The 17,582-nt window shown below is 44.5% G+C and carries 15 protein-coding genes; 1 reads left to right on the top strand and 14 read right to left on the bottom strand.

Features of this window, described 5'->3' with window-relative positions; translation table 11 throughout:
* Positions 1-51 precede the first annotated feature (51 nt).
* The 4 genes from BMW86_RS16865 to BMW86_RS16855 all read right to left on the bottom strand — a co-directional run bounded on the left by BMW86_RS16865 (position 52) and on the right by BMW86_RS16855 (position 2,296).
* Positions 52-780 (bottom strand): carboxypeptidase-like regulatory domain-containing protein, encoded by a 729-nt coding sequence (locus BMW86_RS16865; RefSeq protein ID WP_089782895.1) that lies wholly within the window; start codon positions 778-780, stop codon positions 52-54.
* A 156-nt stretch (positions 781-936) separates the two neighbouring features.
* Positions 937-1,086, bottom strand: a complete 150-nt coding sequence (locus tag BMW86_RS32550; protein ID WP_143056601.1) for a lmo0937 family membrane protein — start codon at positions 1,084-1,086, stop codon at positions 937-939.
* 1 nt (position 1,087) lies between these two features.
* Entirely contained in the window at positions 1,088-1,273 is a 186-nt protein-coding gene (locus BMW86_RS16860; protein ID WP_089782894.1) for a CsbD family protein, read from the bottom strand.
* A 72-nt stretch (positions 1,274-1,345) separates the two neighbouring features.
* Positions 1,346-2,296 (bottom strand): aldose 1-epimerase, encoded by a 951-nt coding sequence (locus tag BMW86_RS16855; protein WP_089782893.1) that lies wholly within the window; start codon positions 2,294-2,296, stop codon positions 1,346-1,348.
* Between the two features lie 73 nt (positions 2,297-2,369).
* Here BMW86_RS16855 and BMW86_RS16850 point away from each other — a divergent pair, with 73 nt between their 5' ends.
* The gene (locus tag BMW86_RS16850) at positions 2,370-3,602 is read left to right on the top strand and encodes a glycosyltransferase family 87 protein (RefSeq protein ID WP_177189286.1); all 1,233 of its coding nucleotides are present in this window, start codon (positions 2,370-2,372) and stop codon (positions 3,600-3,602) included.
* 140 nt (positions 3,603-3,742) lie between these two features.
* Here BMW86_RS16850 and xylA read toward each other — a convergent pair whose 3' ends face one another.
* The 10 genes from xylA to ilvD all read right to left on the bottom strand — a co-directional run bounded on the left by xylA (position 3,743) and on the right by ilvD (position 17,262).
* Positions 3,743-5,071 (bottom strand): xylose isomerase, encoded by a 1,329-nt coding sequence (gene xylA / locus BMW86_RS16845; RefSeq protein WP_089782891.1) that lies wholly within the window; start codon positions 5,069-5,071, stop codon positions 3,743-3,745.
* A gap of 55 nt (positions 5,072-5,126) precedes the next feature.
* Positions 5,127-6,605 (bottom strand): xylulokinase, encoded by a 1,479-nt coding sequence (locus tag BMW86_RS16840; protein WP_089782890.1) that lies wholly within the window; start codon positions 6,603-6,605, stop codon positions 5,127-5,129.
* A 93-nt stretch (positions 6,606-6,698) separates the two neighbouring features.
* Positions 6,699-8,378 (bottom strand): sodium/sugar symporter, encoded by a 1,680-nt coding sequence (locus tag BMW86_RS16835; protein WP_089782889.1) that lies wholly within the window; start codon positions 8,376-8,378, stop codon positions 6,699-6,701.
* A 118-nt stretch (positions 8,379-8,496) separates the two neighbouring features.
* The gene (locus BMW86_RS16830; RefSeq protein WP_089782888.1) at positions 8,497-9,603 is read right to left on the bottom strand and encodes an NAD(P)/FAD-dependent oxidoreductase; all 1,107 of its coding nucleotides are present in this window, start codon (positions 9,601-9,603) and stop codon (positions 8,497-8,499) included.
* 2 nt (positions 9,604-9,605) lie between these two features.
* Positions 9,606-10,562 carry an NADP-dependent oxidoreductase gene (locus BMW86_RS16825; RefSeq protein ID WP_089782887.1) on the bottom strand — a complete coding sequence of 319 codons (957 nt, stop codon included), beginning with the start codon at positions 10,560-10,562 and terminating at the stop codon, positions 9,606-9,608.
* Positions 10,563-10,808: 246 nt separating this feature from the next.
* A complete protein-coding gene (gene ilvA / locus BMW86_RS16820) occupies positions 10,809-12,065 on the bottom strand; it encodes a threonine ammonia-lyase IlvA (protein ID WP_089782886.1) in 1,257 nt (418 codons plus the stop codon).
* Positions 12,066-12,142: 77 nt separating this feature from the next.
* Positions 12,143-13,186 (bottom strand): ketol-acid reductoisomerase, encoded by a 1,044-nt coding sequence (gene ilvC / locus BMW86_RS16815; RefSeq protein ID WP_089782885.1) that lies wholly within the window; start codon positions 13,184-13,186, stop codon positions 12,143-12,145.
* Positions 13,187-13,260: 74 nt separating this feature from the next.
* Entirely contained in the window at positions 13,261-13,851 is a 591-nt protein-coding gene (gene ilvN / locus BMW86_RS16810) for an acetolactate synthase small subunit (protein WP_089782884.1), read from the bottom strand.
* Between the two features lie 11 nt (positions 13,852-13,862).
* Entirely contained in the window at positions 13,863-15,617 is a 1,755-nt protein-coding gene (gene ilvB, locus BMW86_RS16805) for a biosynthetic-type acetolactate synthase large subunit (protein WP_089782883.1), read from the bottom strand.
* Positions 15,583-17,262 (bottom strand): dihydroxy-acid dehydratase, encoded by a 1,680-nt coding sequence (gene ilvD / locus BMW86_RS16800; RefSeq protein WP_089782882.1) that lies wholly within the window; start codon positions 17,260-17,262, stop codon positions 15,583-15,585. The genes ilvB and ilvD overlap by 35 nt, the downstream gene beginning before the upstream one ends.
* Positions 17,263-17,582 lie beyond the last annotated feature (320 nt).

Raw genomic sequence — 17,582 nt, 5'->3', positions numbered from 1 at the left:
AACGGCCACGCTGGAAACAGGGTGGCCGTTGCTTTTATATAAATAGATAACTTATTTCTTCTTAGTCCACGCCTTGTACTTATCCGTAATCCAGTAAATAAAATCTTCCTGGTTCAGCTCACGTAAAGTATTATAATCCGGATAATTATCCTGCATGAAATGTGTCAGGGAATCTCCTTTCAGGCTTGTTACACGACTCACGAATAATGGGGTAAACCGGGAATCAATATATTTCTGCATCTCTGCTTTAGCATAAATCTTCTTAAACTCCCTTTTCTGCTTTTCCTTGCGGGAATAACGGGTAAACGGACTGAATACAATACCTGCTCCCTGCGGTGTATTATCCCCTGCCAGCTTATGGTTAGGTAAATCCAGGATATACCCGAACTTCTCTCTTCTCTCCAGGGAATCTGCCTGGTAAGGCGTATACCGGGAATTCACTTCCACACCATGGAGTTGCTTCGCTTCTATCACTAACCCGATCTCCCGGGTTTCAGTACCTGTTACCTGAGAAACAGTAATACTATCAGGCTTATAACCAATAAAAGAGAATACAATGATATCCTGTGCATTACCGGCAATCTTGTAAAAGCCCCCCTTATCAGAATAAGTTCTTTTACCCGTGCTTTTGTTGAAAACGCTTGCATAAGGCAGTACCAGTCTGTTGTCTTTATCAATGATAGTACCTGTTACGGTAACCTGTGCCTGCGCCCGCACTGCCAGCATGAGCATGCTGCAACAGCTAACGAGGATAAATGTGACTAGTCCTTTTGTATTCATAATTTGGTCCTTGATTCTTGTATTTGTTCAATACCGCCTTCCTCACACTGTTCAATATTGGGTTAAGATAGAAAATGCCTGTCGGTTTACAAAAAAATCCTCCCGTATAACGGAAGGATTCGCATAATTATTACCATAATTTATCTCATATGTTACTTATCTGGCCGATCTGATAATCTGCAGAATAATAGCTACAATCGCTATTACCAGCAGCACATGTATTAAGCTACCAGCCGAATACACAAACACTCCCAACAACCAACCAATGATAAGTATTACTGCAATGAGATACAGAAGATTTCCCATTTTATGCAGATTTAATTAATTTGATCACTTCGTCTCTGGACTTACCCAATTTCTGCTGAATCTTGCCGATAAGACGGTCTTCCTGCCCCTCTTCATATAACAGATCATCATCAGTAAGATCTGCATATTGTTGTTTGATCTTTCCTTTTAACTCGTTCCAGGTTCCTTTGATTTGCAATGTATCCATAACTAACTTTTTTGGGTGAACTAATAGAATACCCTTAAAGTTCCAAAGACTGTGCCAACGGACCACCTGTACTTACCACGCAGTGGCTATAATAGCCGTGCTGAACTCCCTGCTTTCGCCTGCTGGTAAGGTTATCAGTCCCATCCCATTGTTAAATGCATTGGGCGCTCCGGTAAGGTTCTCTATTGCAATACTGTTGCGGTGAGGTGGGATATATATCTGTAAAATGGGATAACAGGTGCCTGGGTAAAAGGTAATATCCACCTGCTTTTGCGGGTCGCGTAGCAGGCATAACGGCGCCTGTTGCGTAAAGTCCACTATAAATGAGTTGTCCAGATTCTGATCCGACAAGCTGGTCAGTGATGCGAACTTATTGAAAGGCAACACTTTACCCGTAGGTACCAGTTGCGCATTAAATTCCACTATTTGTGTTGAAGCAAATTGCAGCTCCAGTTCATCTACCGGCGTACCGGTAGAGAAATACGGATGCCAGCCATCCATCAAAGGAATCTCTTTATCTGATAAATTACGGATGATCGTATTGATACTTAACTGACTACCTGGTAACAGGTTGTATTGTACTTCACAATTGTAGGGGAAAGGATAACCTGCATCCTGACCTTTATATTCATGAGATAATGTTAATACAGCCCCTCTTTTATCTGCATGTTGCCCGGTGACAGTAAAGACAACATCATACAGCAATCCATGAATAGCACTGCCCGGAGACACTGATTTTGAGATAGTGTATTCCTGTTCTTTCCAGTTGTATTTGCTTCCGGGTATCCTGCAGGCAAACGGGCTCAGTTTCGCACTTTTGAAGTATTCAGGCTGGTTGGTTTGATAGTCCTGCAAACTGCTGTAGCTGTCTATGATATTCAGCAATCCCCCATCCTGAGGGATTTTGAATGCATGCAGCAACGCACTGTGAGCAGGAATGATTTCTACCTGTGTACCGGTGCTGTCGTCGGTAAGGGCAATGATCTCAAAGCCCGCCTGATTAAAAGTATGAATGGAGAACATGTATGTAAAGTACAAAAAAAAGAGTGTGCCAGAAATGACTTTTAAAGTATATTTACCCGCCTATAATATTAATATGAAATACAATAAGTATTTAAATTTTGCCTTACTGATTATAGCAGTATTCTACGCAATCCGCTCTGCATCTGAAGGTCACGACTTTGAAGTGTTTGTATATGCTGGTGGTAAGATCCTGAAGGGACAGAATATTTACACCCCTCCATTTGTACAGAATCTGCAATACTACTATAGTCCGCTGTTTGCATTGCTATTGTCTCCCTTTTCCTATTTTCTTACAATAGTTCCGCAATTATTATGGATCACCTTATCCTATTTTCTTTTATACAGGATCTGGAACCTGTCAAAGGAATATTTTGATGTATCCGTGCTTAGTCCAAAGCAAATGCGGCTGTGGTTAATACTTTCTGCATTCTTTGCTCTCCGTTTCATATTAATTGATATCGGATATGTACAGATGACCACACTCATGCTCTGGGCTACATTGGAGAGTATAAGACTTATCAGACGTAATCACCATATTCTCGGGGCAGCATTGCTTGCCTTTGTAATCAATATCAAACTGTTACCGCTGCCATTTGTAGCGTATCTCATCTACCGTAAGGAATTCAAAACCGTATTTTTTATAGGCGTATTTTACCTGGTCTATCTTTTCCTCCCTGCATTCTATCTTGGATGGCAGGGAAACCTGGACCTGGTACATCAATGGTTTGCTATCATAAATCCTCTAAACAAAGAATGGACAGCAGAAGTTGAAGACGGACCAAGTAGTCTCGTAGCCTTAATACCCGTTTACCTGATGGAGACACAGGGTACCATGCCTTTTAAAAGGAACTTTGTCAATCTTCCGTTTGAGCAGGTAATGATGATACTGAATATCGTCCGCTTAGCAGTAGTACTGCTGTTCTTTGCATTCTTAAGAACGCTGCCATTTAGAAAAATAGAAACAGGTATACGCCAGTACTGGGAAATGTGTTATCTCTTTTTAGTGATCCCATTACTCTATCCGCATCAGCAACAATATGCATTTTTATATACAGCCCCCGTATTCATCTATCTTAGCTACTATTTTATAGTAAACTGGACTGTTGTTAAAGAAAAGATGAATATCTTCCTGTGGATCCTGCTGGGTATAGCAGTAGTGAGTTTCACGCCTATTATAGGAAGAGATGTTATTTCAGGATATGCTTACGAAGTTTTATTACACTACAGGATATTACCAATGGCAGGTATGCTGTTCATTCCGGTGTTACTGATCTGCAAACCAGGTCATCTTCAAAAAACAGCTTAAATAAAGAAGGCTGCCCTGGGGCAGCCTTCTTTATTTATTCAATTCAATAAGTGACTCAGTTTAATTTTTTAGTGATGGTGCTTCGCACCATTACTAAAAAATTGAAGGGGTTTTGCAGGGCTTCGCCCTGCACCCAAATCTTAAATATACTGATTGATCATATTCTCCAGCCACTCCTGCTTACCGCTGATCTGCTTAGGCTCCCCATTAGCAATAGCAAAATTGCGCAGGTCTTCCAGTGTCAGTTTACCCTCTTCAAATTCCTTACCCTTACCGCTGTCGAATGAAGCGTAACGTTCTGTACGGAATTTTTTGTAAGGAGATTCATTCAGCATTTTCTCTGCGATGATCGCTGAACGTGCGAAGGAATCAATACCACCGATATGTGCGTGGAAGATATCTTCCAGGTCAGTAGAATTACGGCGCGTCTTCGCATCGAAGTTTACACCACCACCGCTGAATCCACCTGCTTCCAGGATCACCAGCATCGCTTCTACCATATCGTTCAGGTTCATCGGAAACTGATCGGTATCCCAGCCATTCTGCTGGTCACCACGGTTCGCATCAATGCTACCCAGGAAACCATTGTCGGCAGCTACCTGCAGCTCGTGCTGGAAGGTATGACCGGCCAATGTTGCGTGGTTCACTTCAATGTTCAGTTTGAAATCTTTATCCAGGCCAAAATGACGCAGGAAACCTATTACGGTAGCGCTGTCATAATCGTACTGGTGTTTGGTAGGCTCACAAGGCTTAGGCTCAATGAAGAACGTGCCTTTAAAGCCCTGTTTGCGGGCATAATCACGCGCTACGGTCAGGAAGCGTGCCAGGTGTTCCTGCTCACGTTTCATGTTGGTGTTCAGCAGCGTCATATATCCTTCACGACCGCCCCAGAATACATAGTTCTCACCACCTAATGCGATGGTGGCATCCAGTGAATTTTTCACCTGTGTACCTGCATAAGCCAATACGGAAAAATCAGGATTGGTAGAAGCACCGTTCATGTAACGCGGATTGCTGAATACATTCGCAGTTCCCCACAGCAGTTTTACACCACTGGCTTTCTGTTTTTCTTTTGCATAATCAACTACCTGCTGCATACGGCTTTCATACTCCTTGATAGTAGCACCTTCATCTACAAGGTCTATATCATGAAAACAGTAATAAGGTACGCCCAGTTTAGTGATAAACTCAAAAGCAGCATCCATTTTGTCCTTTGCACTTTGTACTGCATCAGGAGCTGCCAGCCATGGGAAAGCCTTGGTACCCGGACCAAAAGGATCTCCACCGGTTCCGCAGAACGTGTGCCAGTAAGACACCGCAAAACGGAACAATTCCTTCATCGTTTTGCCACCGATTTTTCTGTTCTCATCATACCATTTGTATGCAAATGGATTGTCTGACTGAGGTCCTTCATAAGCGATCTTACCAATGCCTTTGAAGTACTCCTGATTGCCTAAAGTAATGCTCATTGTAATTCGTTTTTTTGATTCTAACGTGTGTATGTGTGTAGCTGTGTGTCAGCTATTATATAATGTGTGTCAGTCCTTCCAGCCATTGCTGATATATCTCTCCATATTCCTTTTGCAGTTTGGCATCCGGTTCTACAGTAGCCAGGCATTCCATGCCTTTGAATGCATCTTCCTCTTTATAACATCCGGCTCCTATACCGGCAGCACGGGCAGCTCCCTGAGCGCCGTCTGTATTATATAATTCGATGACCACATTCGCAGTATTGGCAAACACCTCCCGGAAGAGTGGGCTCAGGAACATATTTGTTTTTCCCGCCCTTACGCGATGAATCTGCAATCCCATGTCTGACATAATATCCATCCCGTATTTAAGGGCGAATACAATACCTTCCTGGCCTGCACGCAGCAGGTGCTCACGACTGTGGATATTAAAGTTCAGGTTATTAAATACAGCACCGGTATCCTTATTCGCAAGGATACGCTCCGCACCATTTCCGAAAGGATAAATCTTTAGTCCGCGGGAACCCGCGGGTGCTTTTCCGGCTAATACATTCATCTCATCATAACTCATGTTGCCGGTCATCTGCCGCAGCCAGCTATTGAGAATACCTGTACCGTTCAGACACATCAGCACTCCATTACGTGGAGCTTCCTTTGTATCATTCACGTGTACAAAAGTGTTTACCCTGCTTTCATTATCAAAAGCGATCCTGTCATGCACGGCATACACCACACCGGATGTACCGGCTGTTGTTGCTGCTTCTCCTGGTTTCAGTACGTTCAGAGAAAACGCATTGTTTGGCTGATCGCCTGCACGGTAAGTAACTGGTGTACCAGCAGCCAGTCCTAATAAAGACGCCGCCGCCGCTGTTACTTTTCCCTGTACACCAAAGGTGGGAACAATATCAGATAACAAACTCTGATTGATATCGTAATGTTTGAGTAATACCTGTGAAGGTTCTCTGCTGGTGAAATCCCAGAAAATACCTTCCGATAAACCGGAAATGGTAGTAACCGCATCACCAGTCAGGCGCATAGCGATAAAATCGCCAGACAGCATTACTTTATGAATGCGTGCATAAATCTGTGGTTCGTATTGCTGCACCCAGCGCAGCTTTGAAGCGGTAAAGTTACCGGGAGAGTTCAGTAAATACTGCAGGCTCCAGTTATGGCCCAGGCTATCGAATGCTTCGTTACCTATTTCTACAGCACGACTATCACACCAGATGATAGAAGGGCGCAGCACCTGCTGGTCTTTATCCACACATACCAGTCCGTGCATCTGGTAGGCAATGCCTATACCCGCCACCAGCGTTGCATCAAAAGCATGCTGCTGCTTTAGCATATGCGTAGCGTTCTGCACTTCTTTCCACCACAATTCGGGGTCCTGTTCTGCCCATCCGGCCCTTGGTGCCTGCATAGGCATTTCCTGGGCAGGACTTACCGCTGTTGCCAGGCATTTGCCTGTCTCAATATCTATCAAAGCTGCCTTCACAGAGGAAGAGCCTATATCATATCCAATCGTATATTTCATATTACAAAGCCTCACATGATTAGTTAAATCTATAAACAGGAAACTCCTTACGAAGTTTCCTGTTTATGACTAATATATTAATCCGTTTATATTCTACCAGTATGCTGCGTACAATGCGATGAGGATACCGCAGATAAGAATAGCGATTACGGTGAAAGAAGTAGATGTTCTGAACATAGAAGAATCAACTTCCAGTCCTTTAGGTCCACCTTCAGCCACAACACGTTTAGGGGATATCAGTGAAATCAATATCATACCTATCACACAGAAGATAAATACAATACCCATACGGTCGAGGAATGGTATTTCAAATACACCTGCAGCATTAGGCGCTGAAAATCCGATACCGCTCAGGCAGGAAAGATCCATTGCGTCTGGCAGGAACTTCAGTACGAAGGAAAGAATAACCCCTCCAATCATCGCAAACAATGCTGCAGATGGAGTAGCCCTTTTCCAGAAGAAGCCCAGTACAAACATGGCGAAAATACCAGGAGAAACGAAACCGGTATATTCCTGAATAAACTTGAATCCACCTTTTTCTATACCCAGGAAAGGAGAGATCACGATGGCCAGTATCATAGCGATAACAACCACCCAGCGGCCCACGTTTACAATTTCCTTTTCATTGGCTTTTCTATTAAAGATCTCCTTATAGATATCCAGTGAGAAGATGGTAGAGATACTGTTTGCCTTACCAGCCAGAGAAGCTACGATTGCAGCAGTTAATGCAGCAAAAGCCAGCCCTTTCATACCTATAGGCAACAGATTCATTAACACCGGATAAGCATTATCCTGGTTTACTACTCCTTCTTTGAGCATTTCGGTCTGGAACATTCCCTGTTGATGCAGTACATAAGCTGCAATACCAGGTAATACCACAATCACAGGCATGAGGAGTTTCAGGAAACCGGCAAACAGCAAACCACTGCGTGCAGTTTTAAGATCCGCTCCCAGTGCGCGTTGTGTGATATACTGGTTACATCCCCAATAGTTCAGGTTCACAATCCACATACCACCTACCAGGATCGTTAACCCCGGCAAATCCAGATAATGTGGATCATCCTTCTTTAAAATCATATGGAAATGATCATTGGCGTGCTGCGTTAACAAGTGGAAGCCTTTAATAACTCCGGTTTCACCAAAGTGTTCGGAAACCAGGGTCAATGCCAGGTAAGTAGTAGCCAAACCACCCAGGATCAGGAAGAATACCTGGATTACATCCGTATAACCGATCACTTTCATCCCTCCCAGTGTAATGAATACGGCAAATATGGCCAGTAAACTCATACAGAGATAGAAATTAATGCCGGAAATAGTGTTGATAGCCAGTGCTCCAAGATAAAGGATAGAGGTCAGGTTCACTATTACATACAATAACAGCCAGAACACCGCCATGATTGTACTTACTGTTTTATTATACCGCGTCAGCAGGAACTGCGGCATAGTATAAATCTTGTTCTTGAGATAGATGGGAAGAAAGAACACCGCTACTACTATCAAAGTAGCTGCTGCCATCCATTCATAGGTAGAAATGGCCAAACCGATGGCGAAACCGGAACCAGACATACCAATGAATTGCTCCGCTGAAATATTAGAGGCAATCAGTGAGGCTCCAATAGCCCACCAGGTAAGGGAACCTTCCGCTAAGAAAAAGTCTTTGGAATCGGTTGTGCTTCGTTTTTTTTTCTGGTAGATATAGAAACCATAACCGGCTACTATCACGAAATACACCAAAAAAACAACATAATCGAGGAATTGTAAGCTCTTTTGCATAAAATCAACGTGGTGAAAAAGAATTAATAAGCAATCAATATAGCAACATTTTTTATAAATGTAAAATTTACATTTAAAATTATAACATAGTTCGGGGAATAGCTAATTACTTTTCATCTTATTGTAGTATTAAATTAGCCAGTTGTTCCCCCACTGTAGAGCCGATAGCGACACCCATACCGCCCATACGCACTCCGAGCGCAATATTAGGGGAATATTTCTGAATCAGTGGTTTCCTGTTCGCCCCAAAAGCCATAATTCCGGTCCAACGGTCTGTAATAGTAAAAGAATGACCAGGTAATATAATTTCCCTCAGCCGTTTCTCTAATTCCTGCTGTATTTCCTGGTTAAGGTCGAATGATGTGGTGGTTTCCCCGGCAAAATCGAGGTTACGTCCTCCGCCGAATAATACCCGGCCTTCCAGCTCACGGAAATAATAATAGCCTTCTTCCATGTGGAATACCCCGCGGAAAGGCAGATCCGGGATTACATCAGTGATCAGTACCTGTCCCCTGCCGGGTTGTACATCCAGCTCTGGTAGCAGTTGCCGGGTAAATGCATTGGTACAGATGGCCAGGCCCCTGCAACTAAAAGTGATATCCTTCACCATTACATCCACCCCTGTTCCTGTGTCTTCCATATGGGTGATGGTACAACCGGTTTTTATCTCTACCCCTTTACTGATAGCGATATCAATCAGGCAGCGCATCATTTTACCGGTATGCAGTTCTCCTTCATAATTATTCTGCACCAGCGCCTTTACAAAGCTGGTGTTAAAACCAAAGTTGTTCTCTACGATCGTAAAGGCATCCCCTTCCAATACAGGCAACAGCAGGTTATTCATCCGCTGTAACTGTTGCAACGCAGGTTCTTCTGCGTCGCTAATCAGTTCATAACTGCCCTGTTCCCGGTAGTCCATATTGGCATCGCCTATACGTTGCCTTAATAATTGCAATCCTTTACGACGCATTTGTAATAAACCTACCACTTCTGCCGCCGGCATGGTTTTCAAATCAGCCAGTAGTTCGGTGAGGCTGCCAATACAGGCAAAGCCGGCGTTTTTAGTGCTGGCACCTGTGGGTAAGATCTCCCTTTCCAGTACAAGGACACGGGCATGAGGCGCCAGTTCTTTCAGACTGATAGCCGCAGACAATCCTACTATGCCGCTGCCGGCAACGATATAATCATATTGTAAAAGACTTTGTTTTTCCCAGAAACTGAGCATGGTTATACAGTTAACACTACTTTTCCGGTGACGTGATTAGATTCCAGCAGTTGGTGGGCTTTGATGATCTCTTTTAAAGGAAAGGTGCTGTCTATTTTTACTTTGATCTGCCCGGCAGACAGTAAAGTGGCAATCTTTTCCATACGGTCGCCATCTGGTTTTACAATCATCCACTTTACCCTTACATTTTTTTCACGGGCTTTGGCAATTACAGCGGGATTATCTTTATACATACTTGGCAGAGATACCAGTATCCCTCCCGGTTTCAATATATCCAGCGAGCGTAAGGTAATCTCTCCTCCCATTCCATCTATCACTACATCTACCGGTTCTACAGCCTTTTCAAAAGCTTGTGTATGATAGTCAATTGCTACGTCCACACCCAGCGATTGCAAAAATTCGTGGTTCTTGGCAGAAGCCGTACCTGCTACAAAACAACCTTTACATTTAGCCAGCTGCACAGCAAAATGCCCTACTCCGCCGGAAGCGGCATGCACCAGTACTCTTTGCCCGGCTACAAGCTCCGCCTGGTCAAACAAGGCTTCCCAGGCAGTTAATGCTGCCAGTGGCGTGGCACCAGCTTCTGTATTCGTGATATTTTTAGGAATGATGGTAAACTCATTTTCGTCTACTACGGTATATTGTGCATAGGCATTGCCCAGTTTCGGAAAGTTACTGAGGCCGAAGATACGATCGCCCCTCTCGAATTTACTTACACCATCGCCCAGGCTCACTACTTCTCCTGCAATATCCCAGCCCAGTATGGCCGGTAAGGTGATATCTGCTGCGGCTACGCCTTTTCCCATGCGGGTTTTATAATCCACGGGATTTAATCCTGCGGCCCTTACTTTCACCAGTACCTGCCCCGCTGCCGGTAAAGGCACGGGCACTTTTTCTATCCTGAAGACTGTTGCCGCCCCAAAAGCCGGTAGCACAGCTGCCTCCATAAAATTACTCATATTCAATATTTTATTCAATGTAACGGTTTCTCGTAATATGCTGTAATGAAGTTAAAGTATTTACTTTTTTATAACACGATGATATAAAAAAAGGTAGTGATTAAGAGAGTAATTTTTTTGTGATGGTGCTTCGCACCATTACAAAAAAATCGGAAGGGTTTTGCAGGGCTTCGCCCTGCACCCAAAATCAAATTGAGTCGCTACCCCAAAAAAAACCGGCTCTTTTCAGAAGCCGGTTTAAAGAAGTTATACAAGATATCCGAACAGATCATCATCTTTATTCAGTTCTGTATAGTGGATATTGTATTTATTAAAGTTGGCAATCAGGATATCATAATCCTCCTTGTTCTTCAGCTCCACGCCTATCAGCGCAGGCCCCATCTCCTTATTATGCTTCTGTATAAATTCAAATCGTGTAATGTCATCCGTAGGCCCTAATACATCATTCACAAACTCTCTCAGCGCACCGGGACGCTGTATGAAACGGATAATAAAATAATGCTTCAGTCCTTCGTACAGCAATGACCGTTCTTTGATTTCCTGCATACGGTCGATATCATTGTTACTGCCGCTGAGTACACATACAACAGTCTTGCCTTCGATCTCTTTGGCGAAATCTTCCAGTGCAGCCATAGACAAAGCGCCTGCAGGTTCTACCACGATAGCGTCTTCGTTGTAGAGTTTTAATATAGTGGAACACACCCTTCCTTCCGGTACCAGGTGCATCTTACTCAATACATCTTTACAAATTTCATAGGTAAGGTTACCTACTCTTTTTACAGCGGCGCCATCTACAAACCTTTCTATTTCGGTCAGCGTAACAGGCCCGCCATTTTCAAGTGCACGCAGCATAGAAGGCGCACCTTCCGGCTCTACACCAATAATTTTTGTTTTGGGACTATATGTTTTAAAGTAAGTACCTACACCGGCGGCAAGGCCACCACCACCTACGGGAACAAATAAATAATCTATGTGTGCCTGATCTTCCAGTATCTCTACAGCAACAGTCCCCTGACCTTCAATGATTTTTGCATCATCAAAAGGAGGGATGAAAGTCATGCCATTCAATTTGGTAAATGCCTGGGCTTCTGCTGAACAGTCATCAAAAGTATCTCCTACCAGTTTGATCTGAATATTATCCCCACCAAACATGGTCACCTGTGTCACTTTCTGCCTGGGAGTAACGATAGGCATAAATACTACTCCATGTATACCCATCTGCCGGCATGCGTAGGCAAAGCCCTGAGCATGGTTACCGGCACTGGCGCAGGTAACTCCTTTTGCCAGAACTTCTTTATCCAGACTGCTGATCATGTTATAAGCCCCCCGCAATTTATACGAGCGTACAATCTGCATATCTTCTCTTTTCAGATAAATATCTGCATTATACCGGCGGGATAAGGTAGCACTATAGGAAAGTGGAGTGCGATTAACCACCGGCTTTAACTTCACTGCTGCATCGAGGATATTGAGAGGATTCACACTTGTGATTACCTGGGACATATACTTAAATTAAAAATGATCAATTACAGATGGAGAATGATCTCCATCCGCAATTGATCATTATCGTTATGAGTTTATTATGCGTTTGGACGCAGCTTTCTTACAGCCGCACCTGCCTGCCACATTTCGCTTTCGCGCAGTTCCTTCAGTTCTTCGTCCAGTTTAGCACGATAGTCAGGAGTACTGTTTGAAGCGATAGAGCGGGCAGCTTCTTTACCAGCCTTTACGCTTTCGTATAATTCTTCAAATACCGGTTGGCTGGCTGCTTTGAATTTCTTCCACCAGTCCAGCGCTCCGCGCTGTGCAGTAGTAGAACAGTTAGCATACATCCAGTCCATACCGTTTTCTGCTACCAGTGGCATCAGGGACTGAGTCAGTTCTTCAACAGTTTCGTTGAATGCTTCTGAAGGAGAGTGGCCATTCTTGCGCAGTACTTCGTACTGAGCAGCGAAGATACCCTGGATAGCACCCATCAGGGTACCACGTTCGCCGGTAAGATCGGAAGTAACTTCTTTCAGGAAGTCTGTTTCGAACAGGTAACCGGAACCAACGCCAATGCCTAAAGCAATAGCACGCTCACGGCCACGGCCGGTTGCATCCTGGAAGATAGCAAAGCTGGAGTTCAGACCCTGACCAGCCAGGAACAGTCTGCGCAGGGAAGTACCGGAGCCTTTAGGAGCTACCAGGATTACATCCACATCAGCAGGAGGTATAATACCAGTTTGTTCTTTATAAGTAATACCAAAACCATGGGAGAAATACAGGGCTTTACCTGCAGTCAGGTGTGGCTTTAAAGTAGGCCACAAAGCTATCTGGCCGGCGTCGCTCAACAGGAACTGAACGATAGTACCTTTCTTAGCAGCTTCTTCGATTTCAAACAGTGTCTGACCAGGAACCCAGCCATCAGCAACAGCTTTATCCCAGGTTTTAGATCCTTTACGCTGTCCTACGATCACGTTAAAGCCATTGTCTTTCAGGTTCAATGCCTGGCCCGGACCTTGTACGCCGTAACCAATTACTGCTATCACTTCATTCTTCAGCACTTCTCTAGCCTTTTCCATGGGGAATTCTTCTCTGGTTACTACGTCTTCCAGTACCCCGCCAAAATTGATGGTTGCCATGTTTTGATAGTGTTTTTTGTTGTTTTGTGCCGCAAGCCTTTAGCCGCGGGCTTTTGTTATTAAATTATTTTTGATCAGATACTTTCCTGTGCAGCTGTTACTGTGGATGTGCTGCTGTAATCAGCCGGTGGCAGATTATCAGTATGCAGTCCGGCCAGCTCTTTCAGATGATCGTGGAAACGACGGCTCCATTTTACAATAGCTACCCTGCCGCTCTTCGAATATTCTATTAAACCGTATGGCGCCAGCTTTTCCTGTAATGCAATCAGTTCATGCTGATGACCGGTTTTTTCGATCACGAAATAGTCATCCGTAATAGTGAGTATCCTCGCCTGGTTCTCACGAATCAGCTTTTCGATATTCCCGTTCTGTAATGATTTTGTAGAGATCTTATAAAGCGCCAGTTCCTGATATACTACTTCATCTTCATCATGTACAAAAGCACGGTGTATTTCGATCAGTCTTTCAATCTGACCAACTATCTTTTCCAGCTTAGACCTTTCGGATAATACTGTGATGATGAATTTGTATACTCCGGGTATCTCCGTTTCAGCCGTAGTAAGGCTGGTGATGTTGATACGGCGGCGTGTAAAGATAACGGTGATACGGTTTGTGATACCGATCCTGTCTTCCGTATATACCGTTACTGTATATTCTTTTTCCATAGTGTTCTTGTTTAATCGAGCCTGATATTAGCTATCGGGGCGCCCGCAGGGACCATTGGGAATACATTACCTTCCTGTTCTACTACTACTTCCAGCAGGTACGCACCTTTGTGCGCCAGCATTTCGTCAATAGCAGCATCAATTTCTCCACGGGTGCTGACCTTCTTACCAGGGATATAAAATCCTTTGGCTATCTGCACAAAATCAGGATTGATCATCTCTGTAGATGAATAACGCTTATCATGGAACAACTGTTGCCACTGACGCACCATACCCAGGAAATTGTTGTTGAGGATCACTATTTTCACACCTATTTCAGATTGATAAATAGTGCCCAGCTCCTGTAAAGTCATCTGGAAACAACCATCTCCGATGATCGCTACTACTTCCTTTTCAGGTACACCTACCTTGGCTCCCATCGCTGCCGGTAAAGCAAAACCCATTGTACCCATACCACCGGAAGTGATATTGGTATTTGGATCTTTAAAGCGATAGTAACGGGAAGCAATCATCTGGTGCTGACCAACGTCTGTTACCAGTACTGCATGACCACCTGTTTTTTCAGAGATCCTGCGGATAACTTCCGCCATCTTCAACTGATCCCCTGTAGGATATAATTCAGGCTGAATAACCTTTTCCTGTTCCTTCTTATCTGCTTCTTTAAACTCCTGCAACCACTCATCATGTTTCGCCACATTTATTTTCGCTGTCAATGCTTTCAATGCGGTTTTAGCATCTGCATGTACAGGAACATCTGCTTTGATGATCTTATGGATCTCCGCTGCATCTATTTCAATGTGGATTACTTTCGCCTGTTTGATATACTGTGATACATCACCGGTGATACGATCGTCGAAACGCATCCCTACAGCAATGATCAGATCACATTCATTTGTCATGATGTTAGGCGCATAGTTACCATGCATCCCCAGGTAACCTACATATAAAGGATGATCTACCGGAACAGCAGACAGTCCTAATAAAGTAGAAGCGATAGGGATCTGTGCTTTTTCAGCAAAAGCGATCAGTTCCTTTTCAGCGCCGGAGATCAGTACTCCATGACCACAAAGGATATACGGTTTCTTTGCACTGTTGATGAGTGCAGCCGCAGCATCTACCGCAGCAGGGTCCAGTTCGGGAACCGGGCGGTAACTGCGGATATAATCACATTTGCTGTATTCGTAGTCAAATTTGGCAGCCTGCGCATTCTTGGTGATATCTACCAGTACAGGGCCCGGGCGGCCGCTGGCAGCTATGTAGAATGCTTTGGCGATAGCACCCGGAATATCTTCCGGACGTGTTACCTGTATGTTCCATTTTGTGATAGGCATGGTGATACCTATTACATCCGTTTCCTGGAAAGCATCTGTACCCAACAGGGCAGCTGCTACCTGGCCGGTAATACATACCATAGGGGTAGAATCCATATAAGCATCTGCCAAACCTGTTACCAGGTTGGTAGCACCGGGGCCGGAAGTGGCGAATACCACCCCTACCTTACCGGAAGTACGCGCATATCCCTGGGCAGCATGTGTAGCACCCTGTTCATGGCGGACCAATATATGATGTACTTTGTCCTGGAAATCGTACAGGGCATCGTAAATAGGCATAATTGCGCCTCCGGGATAGCCGAAAATAGTTTCGACACCTTCTGCAATCAGCGAGCGGATCACGGCTTCGGAGCCTGAGATATTCAGTGTGTCCGCAGTCAGCTCGAACTTCTCAGTTGGCTTAGTCTTCATCGGTAACACATCCTTCTGTTGCATTTTTTACAAGTTTTGCGTACTTAAATAGGGTTCCTTTGGTGGCTTTCAGTGCAGGTTGTATCCATTTGGCCCTGCGTGCTGCCAGCTCTTCGTTGCTCAGGTGCACATTAATCTTATTACTCACTGCATCTATTTCTATTATATCGTCGTCCTGTATCAGCGCGATGTTACCACCTTCCTGTGCTTCAGGCGTAATATGCCCTACCACGAAACCATGTGTACCACCGGAGAAACGGCCATCTGTAATCAGTGCTACGCTTTTACCTAAGCCCACACCCATGATAGCAGAGGTTGGTTTTAGCATTTCAGGCATACCAGGTGCTCCCTTAGGACCTACCTGCCTGATTACCACTACGTCTCCTGATTTCACACGTCCGCTGGTGATACCTGCGATCAGTTCAAACTCACCATCAAACACACGTGCAGGTCCTTTGAAACGTTCTCCTTCCTTACCGGTGATTTTAGCTACGGAACCCAGTTCAGCGATGTTACCGTACAGCATCTGAATGTGACCGGTTTCTTTCAGCGGATTTTCCAGTGCCCTGATGATATCCTGTGTTTCAAATTCCAGGTCTGGTACGCTTTCCAGGTTTTCTGCGATGGTTTTACCGGTTACTGTCAGGCAGTGACCATGTAAAAAGCCTTTCTTCAGCAGGTATTTCATTACCAGGGGAACACCACCTATGTTGTGGAGGTCTTCCATCAGGTATTTACCACTTGGTTTCAGATCGGCTATCAGCGGTGTTTTATCACTGATACGCTGAAAATCCTCTAAACCGAATTTTAATCCTACAGACTTTGCGATAGCAATGAAATGCAATACAGCATTAGTACTACCACCCAGTGCGATGATCACGGTAGCTGCATTTTCAAATGCTTCGTACGTCATGATATCGGAAGGCTTAATGTCTCTTTCCAGCAGCAGGCGTATATATTTACCTGCCTCCTCACACTCTTTCTGTTTTTCCTTGCTGAGAGCAGGGCTGGATGAACTGTAAGGTAAGCTCATACCCAGCGCTTCTATCGCAGAGGACATGGTATTAGCGGTATACATACCACCACAGGCGCCAGCGCCGGGGCAGGAATGCATGATAATACCTTTATAATCTTCATCATCCAGGTTGCCGGCCATTTTCTGACCCAGTGCTTCAAACGCTGAAATGATGTTTAAGTCTTGTCCTTTGTATTTGCCAGGGGCAATTGTACCACCGTATACCATGATAGAAGGGCGGTTTAAGCGGCCCATAGCCATCAGGGAACCGGGCATGTTCTTATCACAACCCGGAACGGTGATCAGCGCATCATAATATTGAGCGCCACAGACTGTTTCGATGGAATCTGCAATCAAATCGCGGCTGACCAGGGAATAGCGCATACCGGGTGTACCATTGCTCATACCATCGCTTACGCCAATAGTATGGAATGTAAGTCCGACCAGGTCATTTGCCCATACACCTTTCTTAACCTGTTGAGCCAGGTCATTGAGGTGCATATTACAGGTATTACCGTCGTAGCCCATGCTGGCAACGCCTACCTGTGCTTTCTTCAGGTCTTCTTCAGTTAAACCTATCCCGTACAACTGTGCCTGTGCAGCAGGTTGTGTAGGGTCCTGGGTGAGCGTTTTACTGTACTTGTTGAGTTCCATCTGTTGTAAAATTTCCTTATACCGGCTGTCTGTTAACCGATATGGTTAGTCATATTAAGTAGGATGCAAAGTAGCGGCGAAATGGGGCAAGTTCCAAACCTACAATTGTTGGTTAGCCGGTCTTCAAATCTGTCACATTTACGTCCAAATCCTTACTGGCATTGCATAACGTGATGCCAAAAATCCAAATTCCAAATATTTCATTCCCATGGAAAAGTGGTCAGACAACTGGTAGTCGCCTGACCACCCATGGGTATCTTCTTATCTAAATTATATACAATACCGCCCCGATTCCGGGTAAAACCCGGAAAATATGGCAA

The sequence above is a fragment of the Chitinophaga sp. YR573 genome (assembly GCF_900110995.1).
In the GTDB taxonomy this organism is placed as follows: Bacteria; Bacteroidota; Bacteroidia; order Chitinophagales; family Chitinophagaceae; genus Chitinophaga.
This window is presented reverse-complemented; position numbering and strand designations above follow the sequence as displayed.

Bases quoted from the DNA above. Each gene is read 5' to 3' on its own strand.
- ilvD (WP_089782882.1), bottom strand. From the start codon at position 17,262: ATGGAACTCAACAAGTACAGTAAAACGCTCACCCAGGACCCTACACAA.
- xylA (WP_089782891.1), bottom strand. From the start codon at position 5,071: ATGAGCATTACTTTAGGCAATCAGGAGTACTTCAAAGGCATTGGTAAG.
- ilvN (WP_089782884.1), bottom strand. From the start codon at position 13,851: ATGGAAAAAGAATATACAGTAACGGTATATACGGAAGACAGGATCGGT.
- BMW86_RS16850 (WP_177189286.1), top strand. From the start codon at position 2,370: ATGAAATACAATAAGTATTTAAATTTTGCCTTACTGATTATAGCAGTA.
- BMW86_RS32550 (WP_143056601.1), bottom strand. From the start codon at position 1,086: ATGGGAAATCTTCTGTATCTCATTGCAGTAATACTTATCATTGGTTGG.
- ilvB (WP_089782883.1), bottom strand. From the start codon at position 15,617: ATGCAACAGAAGGATGTGTTACCGATGAAGACTAAGCCAACTGAGAAG.
- ilvC (WP_089782885.1), bottom strand. From the start codon at position 13,186: ATGGCAACCATCAATTTTGGCGGGGTACTGGAAGACGTAGTAACCAGA.
- ilvA (WP_089782886.1), bottom strand. From the start codon at position 12,065: ATGTCCCAGGTAATCACAAGTGTGAATCCTCTCAATATCCTCGATGCA.
- BMW86_RS16835 (WP_089782889.1), bottom strand. From the start codon at position 8,378: ATGCAAAAGAGCTTACAATTCCTCGATTATGTTGTTTTTTTGGTGTAT.
- BMW86_RS16855 (WP_089782893.1), bottom strand. From the start codon at position 2,296: ATGTTCTCCATTCATACTTTTAATCAGGCGGGCTTTGAGATCATTGCC.
- BMW86_RS16825 (WP_089782887.1), bottom strand. From the start codon at position 10,562: ATGAGTAATTTTATGGAGGCAGCTGTGCTACCGGCTTTTGGGGCGGCA.
- BMW86_RS16865 (WP_089782895.1), bottom strand. From the start codon at position 780: ATGAATACAAAAGGACTAGTCACATTTATCCTCGTTAGCTGTTGCAGC.
- BMW86_RS16860 (WP_089782894.1), bottom strand. From the start codon at position 1,273: ATGGATACATTGCAAATCAAAGGAACCTGGAACGAGTTAAAAGGAAAG.
- BMW86_RS16840 (WP_089782890.1), bottom strand. From the start codon at position 6,605: ATGAAATATACGATTGGATATGATATAGGCTCTTCCTCTGTGAAGGCA.
- BMW86_RS16830 (WP_089782888.1), bottom strand. From the start codon at position 9,603: ATGCTCAGTTTCTGGGAAAAACAAAGTCTTTTACAATATGATTATATC.